This window comes from Tahibacter amnicola (assembly GCF_025398735.1).
GTDB classification, from domain to species: domain Bacteria; phylum Pseudomonadota; class Gammaproteobacteria; order Xanthomonadales; family Rhodanobacteraceae; genus Tahibacter; species Tahibacter amnicola.
In genome coordinates, this window is record NZ_CP104694.1 from 5,893,297 (window position 1) to 5,912,644 (window position 19,348).

Sequence of the window (19,348 nt, forward strand, 5' to 3'; positions counted from 1 at the left end):
TCGTGTCCGATCTCCGCTCTCCCCAGGCCATGGTCGATCGGCTCGCGCAGCTCCAGCGACTATGGCAGTCGGGCGACGCGGGCGGTGCCGAGGCGGAATTGATCCCGCTGCTGTCTGCGCAACCCGGCCACCTTCCCACCGCGCGGCTCCTGGCGCAGATCCGCCGTAGCCAGGGACGCCTGCTCGGCGCGACGGCCGCGTTTGCCGGTATCGACGCCCGGACACTGCCGCCGGACCAGGTCGTCGACGTGGCGCAGTTCATGAAGCAGAGCCAGCAGGAAGGCGCGGCGCTGGCCTTCTGCGAACGGCACCTGCAGGCGACACGATCAGCCGATGTCCACGCACAGGCAGGCATGCTGGCCTTGTCGCTGGGACGCTTCGACGCGGCGCGGGAACATCTCCTGCGTGCCCTGGAGAGTGGTGTCGATCTCAACCGATGGTTTGTCCTGCAAGGTCTGGCCAGCTGCCAGCGCTACACCGCGGCGGACCATCCCGACATCCCTCGTTTCCGTGAAGCCGTCTCCGCCGGATCGCTGCAGCCCCGCGCCAGGGCGTCGGCATTGTTCGCGCTCGGCAAAGCCCTCGACGAAGCGGGTGACGTCGCCGATGCGGTCGCCGCCTATCGCCAGGGCAACGCCCTCCTGCACGCGCTGCAACCGTGGCAGCGATCGCCGTGGGAGGCCTTTGTCCAGCAGCGCCTTGCCGGCTCGACACCAATGCCGGCGCTGACACCCGATCCGGACTTCTGCCCCGTGTTCGTGGTGGGGTTGCCCCGCACCGGCACGACGCTGGTCGCCGAATTTCTCAGCCGTCACGACGCAGTCTGCAATCGGGGCGAACTGCCGTTCGTGGATTTCATCGCGCGGACCATCCGGTCGACGCCGGCCAGCGCCCTGCCGACGGCGCTAGCCCAGGGCCGTGCGCTCTACCGCGCGCACGTGGTGCAGGACGAACCGGCTCGCCGCTGGTACGTGGACAAGAATCCGCTCAATTTCCGCCACCTGGATGTACTGGCGGCGTTGTTCCCACAGGCCCGGGTGATCTACTGCCGGCGCGATCCCCGCGACACGGCCATCTCCCTCTGGACCCAGTTTTTCGCCCACGACGACTACGCGTTCTCCAACTGCCTGGAGGACATCGCGGTGTTCGAATCCGGCTGTCGCCGCCTCATGGACGGCTGGCTGGCCCGGCCTGCACTGCCCACGCGCGTGATCGATTACGAAACGCTGGTCGAGCGTCCCGATGACATCCGCCATGCATTGTCGCAGTGGGTCGGTGTGACGCCGCTGGCTGATGCTGCTGCGGCTGCCGGCGGCGACCGGGCCATCCAGTCCGCGAGCCTGTGGCAGGCCCGCCAACCCGTCTATCGCCATTCCGTGGAACGCTGGCGGCGCTATGCCGCCTTCCTGCCTGAGCTGTCGCTATTTGATCGATAGCATCGCGCCGGTCATTCCCGCGTGATGCTGACGTCACCGCTGAAAGCGTCGATCTCAACGCGCCCGCTACCGCCACCGACCGTCGCTTCCAGCGACGAACCGGGACCATGCTCGGGTTTTTCCACCGTGCCGAAATCACTGCGCAGGGTACCGCTGAACGTCTCGGCCTCGATTTTCGCTGCGAGGTCGCCGCGCAGGCCCAGCTTGACGTCCCCGCTCATCGTCTCGACGTGAATGCGCCCGGCGCCCGCGAGCGATCCGCGCAATTCAATGTCGCCGGAAACACTGCCTGCCGTGACATCGTCCATCGGCGCATTCGCCAGTATGTCGAGCGTGCCCGACACGGTCTCCACCCGGACATGCCCTCCGACGCCCCGAGCCACGACGTCGCCGCTGACGGTTTCCACCTCCGTCTCGCCCGCTTTGCCGTCGAACGACACATCGCCGCTCACGCTTTCGATCCGCAGCCGGGATGCATCGGCCTGGGTGCGAATGCGGCCGGATACCGAGTCGATCTGCAGTTCACCGCCGGAAAGGTCCGACACCACCACCGCGGCGCTGACCACACCGATCTCCACCGACGCTTTGCGTGGCACCTTGATGTTCAGAATGGTGTCACCCATCGCCGTGTCGGCACCCCAGCCGAACCAGCTGGAGGACTTGTCCGGCCCTTCCACGCGGATCTCCAGATGACTGCCGCTGCCGTCCACGCCCAGCCGCTTGGCGCCGTCGCCCAGCGTGCCGGTGATTGCGACTTCGGGCTTGTCCCAGCCGGTGACGTTGACCTCGCCCTTGATGTTGTGGATTTCGATGCGCGCTGCGGCATCGACGGCGCGCGTCTCGTTGATCGGCGTTCCGGCCTGTGCCAGTGCCGGTGCGAGCAACGCGAGCATGGGTATAAAGATGAATTTCATGATTTCTCCAGCATTGGTCAGGTCGACGCGAGCCCCATGCGCGCGAGTTTCAGACGCCGTTCGTTGGTGCGATTGAGAAGGCCGACGAGGAATACTGCATCGGGTCGTTGGGCGAGCATCTGCTGCAGTTCGGCGGCCGCACTGTCCAGCTCAGCCATCGGGCCGGCCAGGCGTGGATCCTGCGTACGCAATCCGTCCAGCTGACGATCTGCCGCAGCCAGCGCGGATGCCGGGTTGTCGTCGTGGACTGCCACCCGCGGCGGCGCCACGCCCGAATCCTGGCGAATCCACAGACCGCCGATCACCACGCCCAGCATCAGGCTGGCGGCCGCAGCCAGGGGAATGATCCAGGAGCGGCGCCGTGCCGGTTCGGGTGCCGGGTTCGTCGTCGCACCGGCTGGATCCGCGGATGCTTCGATCCGCTGCGCAATGTCGAGCCACAAGTCGCGCTGCGGCTGTACCGGACCGCCGAGGTCACGCATCCGGCGACGCCATTCGAATTCATGTTCGCTCATGCTGCATCTCCCAGCACCCGGCGCATCAAGCCCCGCGCCCGGTGCAGCTGTGCCTTGGAGGAACCCACGGCCATGCCCAGCTCGCGGGCGATCTCCTCGTGTTTCCACCCTTCCACATCGTGCAATACCAGCACGGCGCGTGCCCGCGGCGGCAACTTGGCCACGGCCTGCTCCAGGTCCGAGCGCTCGGCCGCGCAGAAGGGCACTTCGCCACCGGCGGCCAGCTCGAGGACGTCGTCCTCGACATTCTGCTCGCTGCCGCTGCCACGCAGGTCCATCAGCGCCGTATTGACGCCGAGGCGGTAAAGCCAGGTCGAGAAGGCGCTTTCAAAACGGAAGCCGCCGATTTTCTGCCAGGCCCGCACGAAGGCGTCCTGAGTCAGCTCTTCGGCACGTGCGTGGTTCATGCCGACGATGCGCAGGATGGCACCGTAAACGCGGCCGACGTGCTTGCGGTAGAGCAACTCGAAAGCGCGCATGTCGCCAGCAATCGAGCGCTGGACCAGCGCGCTGTCGTCTGGCAGCGGCGCCGCGGCGTCAGACATCGCAAAACTCATGGGAAGGCAGGCGGTATTCATGGTACCGGCTTGGATGCCCGGCGCCGCCGAAGGGTTTAAGCCCGCCGCTGGCCCGTACCGGTGTCCTTGCGTCCCGATCGGCCGAACGCCGCCGCGGCGGCCGCGGCCTCGGCCACCGTGGCGTAATGGATATCCACGATGTCGTCGACGTCGGCTGCATAGCCGCCTGCCATGCTGACCGCAACGGGAAGATGATGCCGCACGCAGGCATCGAAGACCATGCGGTCGCGCTGCCGCAGGCCGTCCTTGCTCAGCGCCAGCCGGCCGAGGCGGTCGCCTTCGAAGGGGTCAGCGCCGGCCAGGTAGATGACGGCCTCGGCGCACGATCGCGCGATCGCCGTCGGCAGGGCGTCGGCCAGGGACGCCAGATAGGTGACGTCGTCGCACCCATCCGGCAGGGCGACATCCAGGTCGCTGCACTCCTTGAGCGCCGGGTAGTTGCGTTCGCCATGCATGGAGAAGGTGAAGATCGACGGATCGTCGCGAGCGATGGACGCCGTGCCGTTGCCCTGGTGGACGTCCAGATCCACGACCAGGATCCGCTGCGCCAGCCCCTGCGCCTGCACATGACGTGCAGCGACGACGCTGTCATTGAAGACGCAGTACCCGGCCCCGTGATCGGCGAACGCATGGTGTGTGCCGCCGGCCAGGTTCAGTCCGACGCCACGCGCCACGACGGCGCTCTGCAGTGCAGCCATCGTGCCGCCGGAAGAACGGCGCGAACGCTCAATCATCCATTCAGACCAGGGAAAACCGATCTTGCGCAGCTCGCTGGCGGACAGCTCGCCACGACTGGCACGCTGCACGTAGGACGGATCGTGCGCCCGGCACAGCGCCGTGTCATCCGCCGGCGCCGGTTCCCGCAGCGTGATGCCCCAGTCCGCCGCGGTCTTGGCCACCCGTTCGTACAGGCGCGCGTACTTGGCCATCGGAAAGCGGTGCTCCGGCGGCAGCGGCAGCACGAAGTGGTGACAGTAGTAGGCGTTCATCGGACCCGCCAGAAAAAGGCCCGCCGCGGCAATGCCGACGACGGGCCGGTGCTGCGCTCGCAACGGCGCCGACCAGCAGCGCCGTGCGGGGTTGGTCAGCCGGCGGCGACCTTGGCCGGCGGCATTTCCGGCTGGGTCAGCGCGCTGAGGGTACGTGCGTGTTCGCGACGCAATGCCTCCGGTGTGCGCTGGCCGAACGAGTCCAGGTACTCGCCGATGCCGGTGTACTCGCGCGCCCAGCCATCACGATCGACGGTCAGGAGCTGGTCCATGTCGGCAGCCGGGATTTCCAGGCCGGCCAGGTTCAGGTCGCTGCGGCGCGGCAGATTGCCGATCGGGGTTTCCTGGGCGCCGGCGCGGCCACGGCAGCGCTCGATGATCCACTCGAGCACGCGCATGTTGTCGCCGAAGCCCGGCCACATGAACTTGCCGTCCTGGCCCTTGCGGAACCAGTTGACGTGGAAGATTTTCGGCAACTGGGTACCCGGACGGTCGAAACTGAGCCAGTGCTTGAAGTAGTCGCCGAAGTTGTAGCCGCAGAACGGCTTCATCGCCATCGAATCGCGGCGCAGCACGCCGACGGCGCCGGTCGCCGCCGCCGTCGTCTCCGAGCCCATTGCGGCACCGACCAGGACGCCGTGGGTCCAGTCGCGCGACTCGAACACCAGCGGTACCAGTGATTCGCGGCGTCCGCCGAAAATGATGGCGGAAATGGGCACGCCCTGCGGGTCTTCGGCGCGCGGCGTCCAGCTCGCACACTGCCGGGCGCTGACGGTGAAACGCGAATTCGGATGCGCGGCCGGGCCGTTGGCGGGGTCGAAATCGCGGCCCTGCCAGTCGGTGACCGGCTTGCCTTCGCCCTTGCCTTCCCACCACGGCTGCAGGTCCGCAGTGACCGCGACATTGGTGAAGATGGTGTCGTGGTCGAGCATGGCCAGCGCATTGGGGTTGGTCTTGGCGCCGGTGCCCGGGGCCACGCCAAAGAAGCCCGCCTCGGGGTTGATCGCCCACAGCCGGCCGTCGGCGCCCGGCTGCATCCAGCAGATGTCGTCGCCCACCGTCCACACCTTCCAGCCGGGATAGGCTTTGGGCGGAATCAGCATGGCCAGGTTGGTCTTGCCGCAGGCCGACGGGAACGCAGCCGCCACATAGAACACTTCACCCTGCGGGTTCTCGATACCCAGGATCAGCATATGCTCGGCCAGCCAGCCCTCCTGGCGCGCCTGCCACGAGGCAATGCGCAGCGCATGGCACTTCTTGCCGAGCAGGGCGTTGCCACCGTAACCCGAGCCGATCGACTTGATCGTGAGTTCCTCGGGGAAATGCATGATGAAGCGCCTGGCCGGATCGAGGTCGCCCGTGGAATGCAGGCCCTTCACGAAGCTGCCGTCGCGTTCGATGCGTTCCAGAGCCTTCTGGCCCATGCGCGTCATGATGCGCATGTTGGCCACGACGTAGGGGCTGTCGGTGATCTCGACGCCACAGCGGGCGATCGGCGAATCGATCGGACCCATGCAGTAAGGAATCACATACAGGGTGCGGCCACGCATGCAGCCGGCGAACAGCGCATCAATCTTGGCGTGGGCCTCGTCCGGCGCCATCCAATGGTTGTTGGGGCCGGCGTCTTCCGCATCCTGACTGCAGACGAAGGTCAGGTGCTCCACGCGCGCCACGTCGGATGGGCTGGAACGGTGCAGGTAACAGTTGGGATGGGTCGACGGATTCAGTTCGATCAGGTCGCCGGTATCGAGCATCAATTCCAGCAGCGCCTGGTATTCCGCGTCCGATCCGTCGCACCAGTGAACCCGGTCGGGCTGGGTGAGTCGGGTGACTTCATCCACCCATCGGTTCAACGCGTCTAGCTTGCTTGCCATGTCTTTTATCCTGGGCCCGCCAGGGCCCTGCCAGAAAGTCAGGCGAACGACGTTAGCGGCCGGCAGCCGTCAATGCAACAAAGACCCCGAAGGGCCCTTGTCAAATCAACAAGTTGGCGCGAGACCGCAAGGGTTTCAGCCAAAACGCCGGCCGCCCTTCACGTCGCCGGAGCGTGGCCCTCCACTCCGGCCGGCGGTCGCCGGGAGCGTGCGATCAGCCCGGAATCAAGGTCGCGATAGCGTGGTCGACGTAGCCGTCGAACTCCGCGTGCGACAGGCGCGGCAGGCCCAGCTGCAGCGACAGCTGCAGGAATCCGGCATAGGCGGCATACGCCAGGCGGGCGCGATAGGACGCGGCGCTGCGGTCCAGCCCGGATTGCCGGTAGGCAATGGTGAGGAAATCGATACGGCGCTGCGAAACCCGCGACATCACCGGCTGCACGATCGGATTGTCGAGCGCGCGGAGCAGCGCGGAATAGACCACATGCGACTGCATCTCGCGGCTGGTGCGGCGGAACAGCTCGCGCAGGCGCTCCTTGGGGTCGCTGATGGGCTGGACCTGGACGAACTCCTCCTCGTCCTGGTGCTCCCACCGTTCCAGCGCCGACTTCAACAGTGCCTCACGCGTCGGGAAGTGCCAGTAAAAGCTGCCCTTGGTGACGCCGAGGCGCCGGGCGAGGGGTTCCACGGCAACCGCGGAGACGCCCTGATCGGCGATGGCGTCGAGGGCGGCCTGTTCCCAGTCGGCGGCGGAGAGCCGGCCACGTTGTTCAATGCGGGTGAGAACTGCGCTACTCATGGTGTTCGCGACCGAAGTAATACGGACAAGTGTCGCACTCTAGCGCGCGAATCGACCGGAATTTAAATCATTTTAGAAAGAATTGAGCTCACGCTAGCCCAATTCCGGATTGACCACTCTAATTGCTACAACATACTGTAGCGTATGTCCGCACATTTACAGTCCCGCTTGCCAGATCCCGCCAGCCCGCCCCCCGTCACGCTCGTCGCCGGCGACGGCCTGCCGCTCTCCCTGCAGCAGTACGGTCGCACCGGTCATCCGCCGTTGTTGTTCGCCCACGGGTTTGGCCAGACGCGCCTGGCCTGGCGCGGCAGCGCCATGCGCCTGGCCGAGGCGGGTTTTCACTGCCTCGCCGCCGACGCGCGCGGTCACGGCGACAGTGGATGGTGCGGCGAGGGCGAGTACGACATTGATCATTTCGTCGGCGACATGGTGCAGGCCGCCCGCTTCGCCGGCCCGGGCTGCGTCCTGGTCGGCGCTTCGTTCGGCGGCCTGATCGGGCTGTTGTCGGAAGCCGACCACGCACCGCTCTTCCGTGCCCTGGTCCTGGTCGATATCACGCCGCGCTGGGAAGCAGCGGGCGTCGAACGCATCCTTACATTCATGCGTGCGCACCCGGAGGGGTTCGCCTCCCTGCGCGAAGCATCCCAGGCGATCGCCACCTACCTGCCGCACCGCGCGGATAGCCGCTCGCCCGAGCGCCTGCGCTCGCTGCTGGTTCAGCAGGAGAACGGTCGCTTCCGCTGGCATTGGGACCCGAAGCTCCTGGAACGCATCGCGGACGACAGCGAGAAGCACCAGGCGCGACTGCTTCAGGCCGCGGCGCGAATTCGAGTACCGACTCTTCTGTTGTCGGGTAGTGATAGCGACGTTGTCTCGCAGTCGACCATCGCCGAGTTCCGCGCCCTGGTCCCGCATGCCGAACACGTTGTCGTTCCCCGCGCCACCCACATGGTTGTGGGTGACCGCAATGAAGCCTTCACCGACGCAGTACTGTCCTTCGTACGTTCCCTCGGCCGCGGCCGAGACTGATTCATCGAGGAGTTCACCATGCAACATTGGATGCCTCTCATCGCGGCGATCGTCGTGTCACTGGCCTGCTCGTACCGGCGCTTCGGCCTGCGGACCTGGACGGCCGCGACCGCGGCGGCCATCGTCCTGGCCGGCTACGCCGCCTCGGCGCACTGGGCCGCGACGCTCGGAACCCTGGCGCTGTTCGCGCTGGTGGCCGTGCCGCTGAACCTGGAGCAGTTCCGCCGGAGCAAGATCACCGCACCGCTGCTGGCGATCTACCAGAAGATCACGCCGCAGCTGTCCGATACGGAAAAGGTGGCACTGGAGGCCGGCACGGTCGGCTTCGAAGGCCAGCTCTTCAGCGGCAAGCCCGACTGGAACCAGCTGCTGCGCGAACCCGTGCCGACGCTGTCGGCCGATGAGCGCGCCTTCCTCGAAGGCCCGGTCGAAGAGCTCTGCCGCATGCTCAATGACTGGGAAATCACCCACGAACTGGCGGACCTGCCGCCGAACGTCTGGGATTTCCTCAAGAAGCACAAGTTCTTCGGCATGATCATTCCGAAGGAATACGGCGGCCTGCAGTTCTCTGCCCTGGCCCACTCGGTCGTGCTGCAGAAGATCGCCAGCATGTCGACCACGGTCGGCTCGACCGTCGCCGTGCCCAACTCGCTCGGGCCGGCCGAGCTGCTGCTGCACTACGGCACCAAGGAACAGAAGGACTATTACCTGCCGCGACTGGCCGACGGCCGGGAGATTCCCTGCTTTGCCCTGACCGGCCCTTACGCCGGTTCGGATGCCACGTCCATTCCTGACTACGGCATTGTCTGCAAGGGCGAATGGAACGGCGCCAATGTGCTCGGCATCCGCCTGACCTTCGACAAGCGCTACATCACGCTCGCCCCGGTCGCCACCGTGATCGGCCTGGCCTTCCGCATGTACGACCCGGACAAGCTCCTGGGCGAGAAGGAAGATCTCGGCATCACCCTGGCGCTGCTGCCGCGCGAGACCAAGGGTATCGAGGTCGGGCGCCGCCATTTCCCGCTGAATGTGCCGTTCCAGAACGGACCGGTGCGCGGCAAGGAAGTCTTCGTACCACTATCGCAGCTCATCGGCGGCCCGGAAATGGCCGGCGAAGGCTGGCGCATGCTGGTCGAATGCCTGTCGGTCGGCCGCTCGATCTCGCTGCCGTCCAACGCCACCGGCGCGGCGCGCATCGGCGCGATCGCGACCGGCGCCTATGCACGCATCCGCAAGCAGTTCGGCATGGCCATCGGCCGGTTCGAAGGCATCGAAGAGGCGCTGGCACGCATCGGTGGCTATACCTACGCCATCAGTGCGCTGTCGCGCGCGACGGCCGCGGCGGTCGACCGGGGCGAAAAACCGTCGGTGCCGTCGGCCATCGCCAAGTACCACGCCACCGAGCTGGGCCGCGAGATCGCCAAGGACGTGATGGACGTCCACGGCGGCAAGGCGGTCATCCTGGGACCGAAGAACTATGCCGGCCGCGCCTGGCAAGGTTCGCCGATCGCGATCACGGTCGAAGGCGCCAATATCCTCACCCGCAGCATGATGATCTTCGGCCAGGGTGCGATCCGCTGCCATCCCTATGTGCTGAAGGAACTGCAGGCCACCCAGATCGCCGACTATTCGCAGCGGCTGAAGGCCTTTGACCGCGCGCTCTTCGGCCACATCGGCTTTGCGGTGTCCAACGCGGTGCGCAGCTTCGTGCTGGGTCTGACCCATGCGCGCATCGGTTCGGCGCCGGGCGACAAATACACCCGCCGCTTCTACCGCAAGCTCAACCGCTACGCGGCAGCGCTCGCGCTGGTCGCCGACACCTCGATGCTCACACTGGGCGGCAAGCTCAAGTTCAAGGAAAAGATCTCCGCGCGCCTGGGGGATGTGCTGTCCAATCTCTACATCGCCTCGTCCATGCTCAAGCGCTACGAAGACCAGGGCCGTCCGGTGGCCGACCAGGCGCTCCTGGCCTGGGCCTTCCACGACTGCGTCTGGCGCATGCAGATGGCACTCGACGGCGTCCTGCGCAACTTCCCCGTGCGCCCTGTCGCCTGGCTGCTGCGCGCGCTGGTATTCCCGCTGGGCCGCCGCGAAGTGCCGCCGTCGGATCGCCTGGGACGTCGCGTCGCCGCCATCCTGTGCACGCCGAGCGAAACGCGCGACCGCCTGGGCGAAAACGCCTATCTCACGCCGAGCACGAACAACCAGATCGGCCGCATGAACGCCTTGCTGCCCGATGTCATCGCCGCCGAGCCGGTGGAGCGCAAGTTCCTCAAGGCGCTCAAGAGCGGCGGCGTGAAGTCGCATGACTACCTGGGCCAGCTGGCCGAGGTGGAAGCCCAGGGAGGTATCACGACCGAGGAACGCAAGCTGCTCGAGCGCGTGCGCAATGCGACGTTTGAGTTCATCAGCGTCGATGACTTCGACCCTCGCGATCTCGAGGCCGCGGTCAAGCACGGGAAAACCGTACTGCGCTCCGTCGCCTGATCCCCTCGCCGTACACCGACGCGCCCCGCTCCGGGGCGCGTCGCGTTTCAGGCCCTGCCCTTCAAGGAATCCCATGGCATCCGAAGCCCTGCGCCTCTACCGTCGGCTGGGACACTCCCGCCTCGGCCGCTGGTTGTACTCCCGCCTGATCTGCTGGCGCGCACCGTATTTCGGCAGCATCTCGCCCCGGGTGGAGTCGCTCGAGCCCGGCCGCTGCGTCGTTCGCATCCGCCAGCGGCGGCGTCTGCAGAACCATATCGGCACGGTCCACGCGATCGCCTTGTGCAACATGGCGGAGATGGCCGGCGGCATCGGCACGGACGTCTCGATTCCCGCTTCGATGCGCTGGATCCCCAAGGGAATGAGCGTGCGCTATCTGAAACGAGCCACGGGCGTGCTGACCGCCACGGCCACGATCGCGCCGATCACCGACGAAACGGTTGGCCAGGATCTGCATGCCATCGTGGAAGTGCGCAATACCGCGGGCGAGGTGGTCTTCGATGCGGACATCACGATGTGGGTGTCGCCGCGCAAGGCGGCCTGAGGCCTCAGCCGCGCAGGATCGCCATCCGCACGACCTGTTCGGCACAGGCCAGCACGAAGCCGGTCAGGAAAGACAGATAGCTCCAGCGCAGATAGCGGTATTTATGCCGGGCCAGATACAGGCCGAGGGAATACAGGTCCTTGGCCTGCGCTTCGTAGACCGAGCCGTCCGGCTGCAGCAGCTTCGCCACCTCGGCGATGAAACGGTCGCGCGGCAATTCCGAGAAATGGCCGAAGAACAGCAGGTTGAAATGGGGCGGCAGCTCGCTACTGGTCAACCGCAAGGGCCGGTATTTTGGCAATACGGCCAGAATGGCAAGGAGCAACGCCGTCAGCGTGAAGACCGTCAGGATCGCCACGCCCAGGCGCAGCGACGGCTCGGTCAGCTTTCCCATCGATAGCGTCAGAACAATGGACGATACCGTGATGATGATGTTGGCCTTGGTATCGGCCATCGCAGACAGCTGCACGTGATGCTGCTGCGCCGTTCGCAGGATGTTGTCTGACGTATTGCGTTCCGGCACATGGGCGAACAGGCCCGACTGGCCCTGGGTGTCGTTCATGGGCGTCTCCGCTTGTCCCGCCCCATGATAGGAGTTTGGCGGCGCCCGGCCTACCGGCGGCCATCGCCACCGGCAGGCCGCCAAGGCCCTTTTCAGCCGCGCGCGGCCTTGTCGCGGGTCTGCTCGGCGACCCAGGGCGTCAGCGCGTTGTCGCCATGGCGGGTGCGCAGAGCCGAGCACAGCTCCACCCCTTCGCGGGCCCGTTCCAGCCCCTGCGCGCCGCCGACTATGGTCTTCAACCGCGGCGAGAAGAAATCCGCCAGCTCCTTCGTCTTGGCCGTCTGGCACCAGCCATCGCTGGCCAGCTCCGGCAGATCACCCTGCACGGAGGCGGACGACTTCGCCAGCAGGTCGGAGAAGCGCCGCTGCATCCAGCCCCAGAACGCTTCGCGATTGGCCGGATCCGACTGGTGGACATACATCAGGCGCATGATCTCGCCCAGGCGCACGTCCCCGGACAGCGCGAACTCGCGCACACGCTCGCCCAGGGCCGGATCACGCGTCGCGCCGAGCGCGGCGATCATCGAAGCGCGCAGGGTGGAGTCGGCGTTGCGCTTGATCTCGGCAACCAGCCCGTCAATGGCGGCGGCACCGACCTCCTGCACCGTCACGGCAAGCGTGATGCCCAGGAAGTCATAGTTGGCGGCCGAGAATGTCAGATGGCCGTCGGCGCCGCGCTTGAGCACGCCCTTGCCGTGCTCGACCAGCGTGTCGCGCACTTCACGCACTTCCGCGTTTCGGGCGAGGAAGTCGACCAGGTCCATGCGGTACATCGACACCGTTTCCGACTCGCCCGCCTGGCGGCGGTAACCCAGCTCGCGCAACCGTGGCAGGTAGAGACGGGCTGCAAAGGCATCAAGCGTGATGCGGGTTTCCGGCGTAGCGAGGTTGTGGCGGATCCAGCGGAAGGTTTCGAACAGGGAGGTGGCGACTTCACGCGTCCTGGAGGTGGAAAGCTTTTCCATCGCCGCGAGTACGGTCGGGGCATCGACCTCGCCGCGCTCGAACCCGGCGCGGATCATGTCGGCATAGGCCAGCTGCTCGGCATCCGGCAGGCTGGCGACCACGGCCGTCAGCTTGGACTGATCGGCCTTCGCCATGCTGATGCGATAGTAACCCTGGCCATTGGCATTGGCGTGGTACCAGTCGGGACAGCCGCCCTCGATGGCGATATCCGCCGTCGCCGATTCCACCAGGTGGCACTGCTCGGCGACAACGTCGCCACGCCCGCTGCGGATGCAGACGGGAATACCCCATTGCTGCTTCGGATTCCCCTTCGAACCGGCTGGCAGGAACCGCTCCTGGCGGACGGAAAGCACACTCTTGTCACCTTCGCAACGTAGCTGCGTACTGACCAGGGGAACACCCGCCTGATCGAGGAAGCTCTTCATGGCCCGGGCGAACGGTTCCCCCTTGCCCGAGGCGCGGGTGAGACTGGCGATCAGGTCATCCGAGGTGGCGGTGCCGAAGGCATGCGTGCGGGTGTATTCCCGAATGCCCGTGCGGAATTTCTCCTCGCCGATCCAGGACTCGAACATGCCCAGGACCGCCGCGCCCTTCTGGTAGGTGATCGCGTCGAAGGCGCCCTCGATATCACCGTCGGTACGGATCGGCTGGCGCACCCGGCGCGCACTGGCCTGGCTGTCGACAGTCATGGCACGGTGTGCGCTCTGGATGCGGCTGAGGTCCGCACGGTTTTCCGGTCGCAGCTTGCCGGTGACCTTGCCTTCCAGCCACGTGGCGAAGGCTTCGTTGAGCCAGATGTCGTCCCACCAGGCCATCGTGACCGTATCGCCGAACCACTGGTGAGCGAGCTCGTGCGTATTGATCTCGAACGACATGCGCCGTACGCGCGTCGGCGAATTGGCATCGAGCAGCAGCAACGAATCGCGATAAATCACAAGGCCCGGGTTTTCCATCGCGCCGGCCTGGAAATCCGGGGCACCGAGGAGGTCGAGCTTGCCGAAGCTGTACGGGAACGCAAAGTAGTTTTCCAGCTCTGTAATGATGGAAGGCGTTGCTTCCAGTACTTCCTGCAGGCGCTTGCCCTGCCCCGCCGGCGCCACCGCGCGCAGCGGCAGGGGCTCGTTGCGCCACTGGGTCGGCGCGATGGCCTTGCCGTCGACGACATCCCAGGGGCCGACTGCAAAAGCCACAAGATACGTCGGCAGTTTCTGCGTGGTCTTAAACGTGAGTTTTTTCCAGCCCGCGGCGGTCTTCTCTTCACTCACCTGCGGCGCGTTGGACAGGCCGGTCTGGTCGGCAGGAACCTCCAGGCGGATGTCATAGGGCGTCTTGAAGCGGGGTTCGTCAAAGCTCGGGAAGACGTACCGCGCACTGCTGGCTTCCATCTGCGAAACCGCATAGGGCGTATCCAGCTGGCGGGCAATGTACAGGCCTTCGAGCCGCGGGTTGAACGAGGCGTGATAGCGGAAACGCAGCTGGATTTCCTGCGGTTCCAGAACCTTTCCGAACGCAACGCGCAGGAGTGTCTTGCCTTCTTCGCGCACGCTGGCCGGGTGCGTCTTCTGCTGTGCATCCTCCCATTCGGACTGCTCCAGCTTCAGCCCTTTGCCGTGCAGCCAGAGATGATCGACCGGTTCGCGCAGGCGGACGCGGATGGCCGCGACACCGTCAAACCCTTCCTGGCGCGGATCGACCTTGAGGTCGAGGCTGTAGTGCAGCGGCTCGGCGAAACCGGGCAGCTGGCCGGTCGGAACCGTTTCGGAGCAGGCGACGCAACCCCACAGGGCCAACGCCAGAAAGGCAAAAAGTCGCGTCGGCAGCATCGGCGAATCTCCGCTGGGCAATCGGCGTAGCGTACGCGAACGGCCGCCGGTTGCCGATAGGAAAGTTGCGGTTTCGCCGATGCTGAGCCGATGGACGCCGCGGAAAACGGCGTTGCAGCGGTACTACTTCTGTTCGAGCGTGACCGCAACCGCATGGACCACTGCCGCGATGCGCACCGCACTCTGCACGGCCTGGGCAGTCAGCTCGTGCTTGCGCAGAGTCTTCTCGTGCGAGTCCATGCACATGCCGCAGCCGTTGATGGCCGATACCGCCATCGAGCACAGCTCAAAATCCACTTTGTCGCAGCCGGGATTGGCCATCGCATTCATGCGCAGGCCGGCACGCAGGGTGCCGTACTCCGGGTCGCTCACCAGATGCGTGAACCGGTAGTACACATTGTTCATGGCCATGATGGCCGCCGCCGTGCGCGCGCCATTCGCTTCGGCTTCCGTAGCATGCGCGGCAGCCTCCTCGGCCAGGGCAGCCACCAGCGGTTCGTGGCGCGAGGCGATCGCGGAAGCCAGCGCGACCAGCGCGATCTGCTTGCGCGAAAGGCCGGGCGCGCCACCTTCGCTCAGGACCGAATCCAGATTCAGGCGGAGGTCCTTGGCGTAGTCGGGAATGGCGGCTTTGAGGTCAGCAACACTCATGGAAAATCTCCTGTGAACGCCGGGCAGCCTCCCGCAGCGCGCTGGACGCGCACGTCATGGGCCCGGAGGGATGGGGAATGTGCGCCGGCAGAAAGGCGACGGCGCAGGTCAACCAGTGCGGCCGGCAGCGACCGGCAATGCGCGGCGGCCGGCCGGCCGCCGCGCGGGGTCATGCTCAGGCCACCTTGAGGGTGTCTTCGCCCTTGTGCCAGTTGCACGGGCACAGTTCGTCCGTCTGCAGCGCGTCCAGTACACGCAGCACTTCTTCCGGGCTGCGGCCGACCGACAGGTCGGTCACGTAGACAAAGCGGATGATGCCCTGCGGATCGACGATGAACGTCGCGCGCTGCGCCACGCCCGCTTCCTTGTCCAGGATGCCCAGCGCCGAGGTCAGCTCGCGCTTGATGTCGGCCAGCATCGGGAACGGCAGGCTGTTGAGATCCTTGTGGTGCGTGCGCCAGGCGTGGTGCACGAATTCCGAATCGGTCGAACCGGTCAGCAGCTGCGCGTCGCGGTCCAGGAAGGCCTGGTTGAACTTGGCAAAGCCGGTGATCTCGGTGGGGCAGACGAAAGTGAAGTCTTTCGGGTAGAAGAAGACGACCAGCCACTTGCCCTTGTAGGTGTCGTTATTGATGTCGACGAAGGCGGACTTCAGGTCCGTCGAGACAGTGGCCTTGAGGTTGAACTGGGGGAACTTCTCACCAACGCTCAGCATGGGTTTCTCTCCTTTGGTTTACGACGAATCCCTTCGAGGGGAAGGGGAACTGCGGAACGAGGCGCAGATTACGGCCATCGTTCCCATGCGTCCAATCAATTGATAGCATCGCCACGATAGCTTTTGTCGATGGTGCCGGCATGAACCTGCGCGACCTTCGCTACCTGGTGGCCCTGGCCGAACACAAACACTTCGGCCGGGCGGCCGACGCCAGCTTCGTCAGCCAGCCCACCCTGTCCACCCAGATCAAGAAGCTCGAAGACGAGCTCGACGTGGCCCTGGTCGAAAGGACGCCGCGCAAGATACTGCTCACGGAGGTCGGGCGCGAGATCGCCGCCCGCGCCCGTGGCGTGCTCGACGAAATCGAGCAGATCCGCGCCATTGCCCGCCGCACGCGCGATCCGGAGGCCGGCACGCTGCGATTGGGCATCTTCCCGACCCTCGGCCCCTATTTCCTGCCGCACGTCGTGCCGGCGCTGCGCAAGCGCTTCCCGCGACTGGAAATGCTGCTGGTGGAAGAAAAGACCGAGGTCCTGCTCGAAAGCCTGCGCGCCGGCCGCCTGGATGCCGCCATCCTCGCCCTGCCTGTGCCGGACGACCAGCTGCATGCCGAGGAATTGTTCGACGAACCCTTTCTGCTCGCCGTGCCCAGCGGCCATCCGCTGGCCGGCCGCAAGTCCCTGAAGGTGTCCGAGCTGGCCGACCAGAGCCTGCTGCTGCTCGAGGACGGCCACTGTCTACGCGACCAGGCGCTGGATGTCTGCCACCTGGCCGGCGCCAGCGAGCGCGACGGTTTTCGCGCCACGAGCCTTGAGACGCTGCGCCAGATGGTGGCCGCCAACGTCGGCATCACCCTGCTGCCGCTCCTGGCCGTGAAGCCGCCGGTCGCGCAGTCGGACGCCATCCGGCTGCTGCCGTTCCAGGGTGAAGCCCCCAGCCGGCGCATCGCGCTGGTCTGGCGCCGGAGCTCGGCCAAGAACGCGTTCCTGTCCGCCTTCGCCGCGCAGCTGCGCGCACTGCCGGAGGAGCTGGGCGTCAGCCTGCGCTGAAGCCTACTGCGTCGCCTCGATGCGCAGTTCGCGCGAATCGGCCCGGCCGCGATCATCCACCACGCGCGCCACGTGCGAACCGGGACTTCCCGGTTGCCAGAAGAAGGTCTCGCCGGCGCGCGCACTGCCGAGGAAGGCATCGTCGAGGAACCAGTAGACCTCGCGCACGCCGGCGTCCACCGTCGCGTGAAAGGCAATGCGGTCGTCGTCCACGTGCCGCGTCCGCAGGCTGTAGCTGGCGCCGCGCACGGGCGAGGTGATCCGCGGTGGATCACCGGCCATGGCCGAGTCCACATCACAGCTGGCCGGTGCCGGCGGCTGGCGGCGCGGGATACCAGCCTGGGCAAACACCCGGGCCAGGTCCGACGGCCAGTACTCGAAGACCTCGCTCCGCGTGTGGGCCGGATCAAACGGAGGACACGCGGCGCGCCCGGTCCGCGTATCGATCGTCACACGCCGATGCACCGTGCTGACCCGGATCGGCGACTTCCCGGGGATGAACCATGTCGTGCCGCGCTGAGGGCAATCGGTGTTGGGCAGGTCGCCGCTGGCCAGGCAGACCTCGACGCGCTTGACGTGGGCCGGCACGGTCCAGGCCGGTTCGGCGAGAGAGCGGTCCTGTGCCAGGATCGCATCGGCTATCCGGAAGAACAGCGGCGCCGCCGCCTCGACGCCGATCAGGGCCGGGTTGCCGGCACCGTCGAAATTTCCCATCCACACCACTAGCACGTACGGACCGAAGACGCCGGCGGTCCACGCGTCACGGAATCCCCAGGACGTGCCGGTCTTCCAGTAGATCGGCAGGCGCGCGGGCTCCGCGCTGGTCGCCTCGTCCGGGCGCGGATTCTGGCGCAGCATGTCCATCGTCATGAAACTGGCTTCTTCGGATAGAAGACGCACGCCGCTTGCTACCGGTTCGGAAGCACGCAGCCGCAACGGACGCAGCACGCCCCGGTTGGCCAACAGGGCGTAGAGCCCGGCCAGTTCCTGCATCGTGACCTCGCCGCCGCCCAGCACGAGTGCGAGGCCGTAGTGCCGTTCGCTGGCCATGCGCGAAATGCCGGCTTGCCTGAGGAAATCGTAGAGTGTGGGCGACGCCAGCTGCGAGGCGACCCAGACGGCCGGAATATTGCGGCTGCGGACCAGGGCCTCGGTCGCCGTCACCGGCCCCAGGAAGCGCCCGTCATAGTTCTCCGGCGTAAACGGGCCGAAGGAACTGGGTACATCGCGCAATACCGTGCGCGGATGCAACACGCCCTGGTCCATGCCCAACGCATAGATGAATGGCTTGAGCGTGGAACCGGGGGAACGTTTCGCGAGCGTGCCGTTCACCTGTCCGCCGATGCGGGCGTCGGCGTAGTCCGCCGATCCGACCAGGGCGCGAACGCCCATGTCGCGCGTGTCCACCAGCAGCGCGGCTGCATTGGTCACACCGCGTTGTTCGTAGCGGCCCAGCGTGTCGGCGACAGCACGCTCCACCGTCGCCTGGAGAAAGGGATCGAGCGTCATGTCGATCCGACTGCCACCCGGGCCCGGATCCAGGGACGATTCCCGCAACGCCTGCTCGACCGCGTGCGGCGCCACGAACGGCAGCGCGGAGGGGGCACGCACGCGCAGCGGCAGGCGGAACACGGCGTCGGTCCCCTCGCTGCCGCCGTGCACCAGGCGCCATCGCGCATACAGGCGGTCGCGCGCCGCGCGCAGGCCACGGCCGAGCGTGTCGGCCGTCTGCGCTCCGCTGTCGATAGCGGCAAACTCGCGCATGCGCCGGGTGGGGTCCTGCGGAATCACCGCCAGCGTGAGCATTTCGGGAAGGCTCAGGTCCTGCGCCGGTTTGCCGAAATACACCAGGCTCGCCGCCGCCACGCCCTCGACGTTGCGGCCATAGGGGGCATAGTTGAGATAAGCCTCCAGGATGTCGTCCTTGGCGTAGCGCATCTCCAGCCACACCGCGAGCCCGACCTGGCGCAGCTTGCCCATCGGCGTGCGTGTATTGAGCCCGTACATCAGGCGGGCCAGCTGCATGGTCAAGGTCGAGCCGCCCTGGCGGTTACCACCCTGCACATAGGTGACGAAAGCACCGCGCGCGAGGCTGATCGGATTGACACCCGGATGCCAGCGGAACCACGCGTCTTCCTGCAGCAACACGGCGTCGACCAGCGGCGCCGGCATCTGCGCGAGCGGCAGCCATTGGCGGTACTTGTCGTCCCTGGACAAGGTGAGTCGCAACAACTCGCCGCCGCGGCCGTGTACCGCAATTGAGGAAGACGCGTGCGCCGAGAGCGGCGGCCGCGGCCAGTAGCGGATCGCGGCCAAGGTCGCCACAACCAGCATGACTCCGACCAGCGTGTTCTGCCAACGCCAGATCAGCCGGCCAAGCCACCACAACGGTCGGAACTTGTGCATCTTCATAC

16 protein-coding genes are annotated in these 19,348 nt (G+C 66.3%); 5 read left to right on the top strand and 11 right to left on the bottom strand.

Annotated elements, in window-relative coordinates; translation table 11 throughout:
• Nucleotides 1-2 precede the first annotated feature (2 nt).
• Complete coding sequence (locus N4264_RS23245) at nucleotides 3-1,436, top strand: tetratricopeptide repeat-containing sulfotransferase family protein (protein WP_261694595.1); 1,434 nt, start codon at nucleotides 3-5, stop codon at nucleotides 1,434-1,436.
• A gap of 11 nt (nucleotides 1,437-1,447) precedes the next feature.
• Here N4264_RS23245 and N4264_RS23250 read toward each other — a convergent pair whose 3' ends face one another.
• The 6 genes from N4264_RS23250 to N4264_RS23275 form a co-directional block, all read right to left on the bottom strand.
• Nucleotides 1,448-2,350 carry a DUF4097 family beta strand repeat-containing protein gene (locus tag N4264_RS23250; RefSeq protein ID WP_261694596.1) on the bottom strand — a complete coding sequence of 301 codons (903 nt, stop codon included), beginning with the start codon at nucleotides 2,348-2,350 and terminating at the stop codon, nucleotides 1,448-1,450.
• A 17-nt stretch (nucleotides 2,351-2,367) separates the two neighbouring features.
• On the bottom strand, nucleotides 2,368-2,865 hold the full coding sequence (locus tag N4264_RS23255) for a hypothetical protein (protein ID WP_261694597.1): 498 nt from the start codon (nucleotides 2,863-2,865) through the stop codon (nucleotides 2,368-2,370).
• Complete coding sequence (locus N4264_RS23260) at nucleotides 2,862-3,410, bottom strand: RNA polymerase sigma factor (RefSeq protein WP_261694598.1); 549 nt, start codon at nucleotides 3,408-3,410, stop codon at nucleotides 2,862-2,864. Before N4264_RS23260 ends, N4264_RS23255 begins: the two co-directional genes overlap by 4 nt.
• Before the next feature lie 68 nt (nucleotides 3,411-3,478).
• Complete coding sequence (locus N4264_RS23265; RefSeq protein ID WP_261694599.1) at nucleotides 3,479-4,432, bottom strand: histone deacetylase family protein; 954 nt, start codon at nucleotides 4,430-4,432, stop codon at nucleotides 3,479-3,481.
• 95 nt (nucleotides 4,433-4,527) lie between these two features.
• Complete coding sequence (locus tag N4264_RS23270; RefSeq protein WP_261694600.1) at nucleotides 4,528-6,306, bottom strand: phosphoenolpyruvate carboxykinase (GTP); 1,779 nt, start codon at nucleotides 6,304-6,306, stop codon at nucleotides 4,528-4,530.
• 214 nt (nucleotides 6,307-6,520) lie between these two features.
• Entirely contained in the window at nucleotides 6,521-7,105 is a 585-nt protein-coding gene (locus N4264_RS23275) for a TetR/AcrR family transcriptional regulator (protein WP_261694601.1), read from the bottom strand.
• Nucleotides 7,106-7,249: 144 nt separating this feature from the next.
• Here N4264_RS23275 and N4264_RS23280 point away from each other — a divergent pair, with 144 nt between their 5' ends.
• From N4264_RS23280 to N4264_RS23290, 3 genes are all read left to right on the top strand, one after another.
• Complete coding sequence (locus N4264_RS23280; RefSeq protein WP_261694602.1) at nucleotides 7,250-8,137, top strand: alpha/beta fold hydrolase; 888 nt, start codon at nucleotides 7,250-7,252, stop codon at nucleotides 8,135-8,137.
• An 18-nt stretch (nucleotides 8,138-8,155) separates the two neighbouring features.
• Nucleotides 8,156-10,624, top strand: a complete 2,469-nt coding sequence (locus tag N4264_RS23285; protein ID WP_261694603.1) for an acyl-CoA dehydrogenase — start codon at nucleotides 8,156-8,158, stop codon at nucleotides 10,622-10,624.
• A 73-nt stretch (nucleotides 10,625-10,697) separates the two neighbouring features.
• Complete coding sequence (locus N4264_RS23290) at nucleotides 10,698-11,168, top strand: hotdog fold domain-containing protein (protein WP_261694604.1); 471 nt, start codon at nucleotides 10,698-10,700, stop codon at nucleotides 11,166-11,168.
• Nucleotides 11,169-11,172: 4 nt separating this feature from the next.
• On the opposite strand, the gene N4264_RS23295 is transcribed toward N4264_RS23290, so the two are convergent.
• The 4 genes from N4264_RS23295 to N4264_RS23310 all read right to left on the bottom strand — a co-directional run bounded on the left by N4264_RS23295 (nucleotide 11,173) and on the right by N4264_RS23310 (nucleotide 15,885).
• The gene (locus tag N4264_RS23295) at nucleotides 11,173-11,730 is read right to left on the bottom strand and encodes a Pycsar system effector family protein (RefSeq protein WP_261694605.1); all 558 of its coding nucleotides are present in this window, start codon (nucleotides 11,728-11,730) and stop codon (nucleotides 11,173-11,175) included.
• 92 nt (nucleotides 11,731-11,822) lie between these two features.
• Nucleotides 11,823-14,519, bottom strand: a complete 2,697-nt coding sequence (locus tag N4264_RS23300; RefSeq protein WP_261694606.1) for a M1 family metallopeptidase — start codon at nucleotides 14,517-14,519, stop codon at nucleotides 11,823-11,825.
• 123 nt (nucleotides 14,520-14,642) lie between these two features.
• Nucleotides 14,643-15,170, bottom strand: coding sequence for an alkylhydroperoxidase, AhpD family (gene ahpD, locus N4264_RS23305; protein WP_261694607.1), 528 nt, complete (start codon nucleotides 15,168-15,170; stop codon nucleotides 14,643-14,645).
• Between the two features lie 175 nt (nucleotides 15,171-15,345).
• A complete protein-coding gene (locus tag N4264_RS23310; RefSeq protein ID WP_261694608.1) occupies nucleotides 15,346-15,885 on the bottom strand; it encodes a peroxiredoxin in 540 nt (179 codons plus the stop codon).
• 140 nt (nucleotides 15,886-16,025) lie between these two features.
• On the opposite strand from N4264_RS23310, the gene oxyR reads away from it, so the two are divergent.
• Entirely contained in the window at nucleotides 16,026-16,934 is a 909-nt protein-coding gene (gene oxyR / locus N4264_RS23315; RefSeq protein WP_261694609.1) for a DNA-binding transcriptional regulator OxyR, read from the top strand.
• Between the two features lie 3 nt (nucleotides 16,935-16,937).
• On the opposite strand, the gene pbpC is transcribed toward oxyR, so the two are convergent.
• The gene (pbpC, locus tag N4264_RS23320; protein ID WP_261694610.1) at nucleotides 16,938-19,346 is read right to left on the bottom strand and encodes a penicillin-binding protein 1C; all 2,409 of its coding nucleotides are present in this window, start codon (nucleotides 19,344-19,346) and stop codon (nucleotides 16,938-16,940) included.
• Between the last annotated feature and the right edge of the window lie 2 nt (nucleotides 19,347-19,348).

Excerpts from the sequence above, each read along its gene's own strand:
- N4264_RS23310 (WP_261694608.1), bottom strand. The coding sequence starts at position 15,885 with ATGCTGAGCGTTGGTGAGAAGTTCCCCCAGTTCAACCTCAAGGCCACT.
- N4264_RS23255 (WP_261694597.1), bottom strand. The coding sequence starts at position 2,865 with ATGAGCGAACATGAATTCGAATGGCGTCGCCGGATGCGTGACCTCGGC.
- N4264_RS23300 (WP_261694606.1), bottom strand. The coding sequence starts at position 14,519 with ATGCTGCCGACGCGACTTTTTGCCTTTCTGGCGTTGGCCCTGTGGGGT.
- oxyR (WP_261694609.1), top strand. The coding sequence starts at position 16,026 with ATGAACCTGCGCGACCTTCGCTACCTGGTGGCCCTGGCCGAACACAAA.
- N4264_RS23265 (WP_261694599.1), bottom strand. The coding sequence starts at position 4,432 with ATGAACGCCTACTACTGTCACCACTTCGTGCTGCCGCTGCCGCCGGAG.
- N4264_RS23275 (WP_261694601.1), bottom strand. The coding sequence starts at position 7,105 with ATGAGTAGCGCAGTTCTCACCCGCATTGAACAACGTGGCCGGCTCTCC.
- N4264_RS23290 (WP_261694604.1), top strand. The coding sequence starts at position 10,698 with ATGGCATCCGAAGCCCTGCGCCTCTACCGTCGGCTGGGACACTCCCGC.
- ahpD (WP_261694607.1), bottom strand. The coding sequence starts at position 15,170 with ATGAGTGTTGCTGACCTCAAAGCCGCCATTCCCGACTACGCCAAGGAC.
- N4264_RS23295 (WP_261694605.1), bottom strand. The coding sequence starts at position 11,730 with ATGAACGACACCCAGGGCCAGTCGGGCCTGTTCGCCCATGTGCCGGAA.
- N4264_RS23250 (WP_261694596.1), bottom strand. The coding sequence starts at position 2,350 with ATGAAATTCATCTTTATACCCATGCTCGCGTTGCTCGCACCGGCACTG.
- N4264_RS23270 (WP_261694600.1), bottom strand. The coding sequence starts at position 6,306 with ATGGCAAGCAAGCTAGACGCGTTGAACCGATGGGTGGATGAAGTCACC.
- N4264_RS23260 (WP_261694598.1), bottom strand. The coding sequence starts at position 3,410 with ATGTCTGACGCCGCGGCGCCGCTGCCAGACGACAGCGCGCTGGTCCAG.
- N4264_RS23285 (WP_261694603.1), top strand. The coding sequence starts at position 8,156 with ATGCAACATTGGATGCCTCTCATCGCGGCGATCGTCGTGTCACTGGCC.
- N4264_RS23280 (WP_261694602.1), top strand. The coding sequence starts at position 7,250 with ATGTCCGCACATTTACAGTCCCGCTTGCCAGATCCCGCCAGCCCGCCC.
- pbpC (WP_261694610.1), bottom strand. The coding sequence starts at position 19,346 with ATGAAGATGCACAAGTTCCGACCGTTGTGGTGGCTTGGCCGGCTGATC.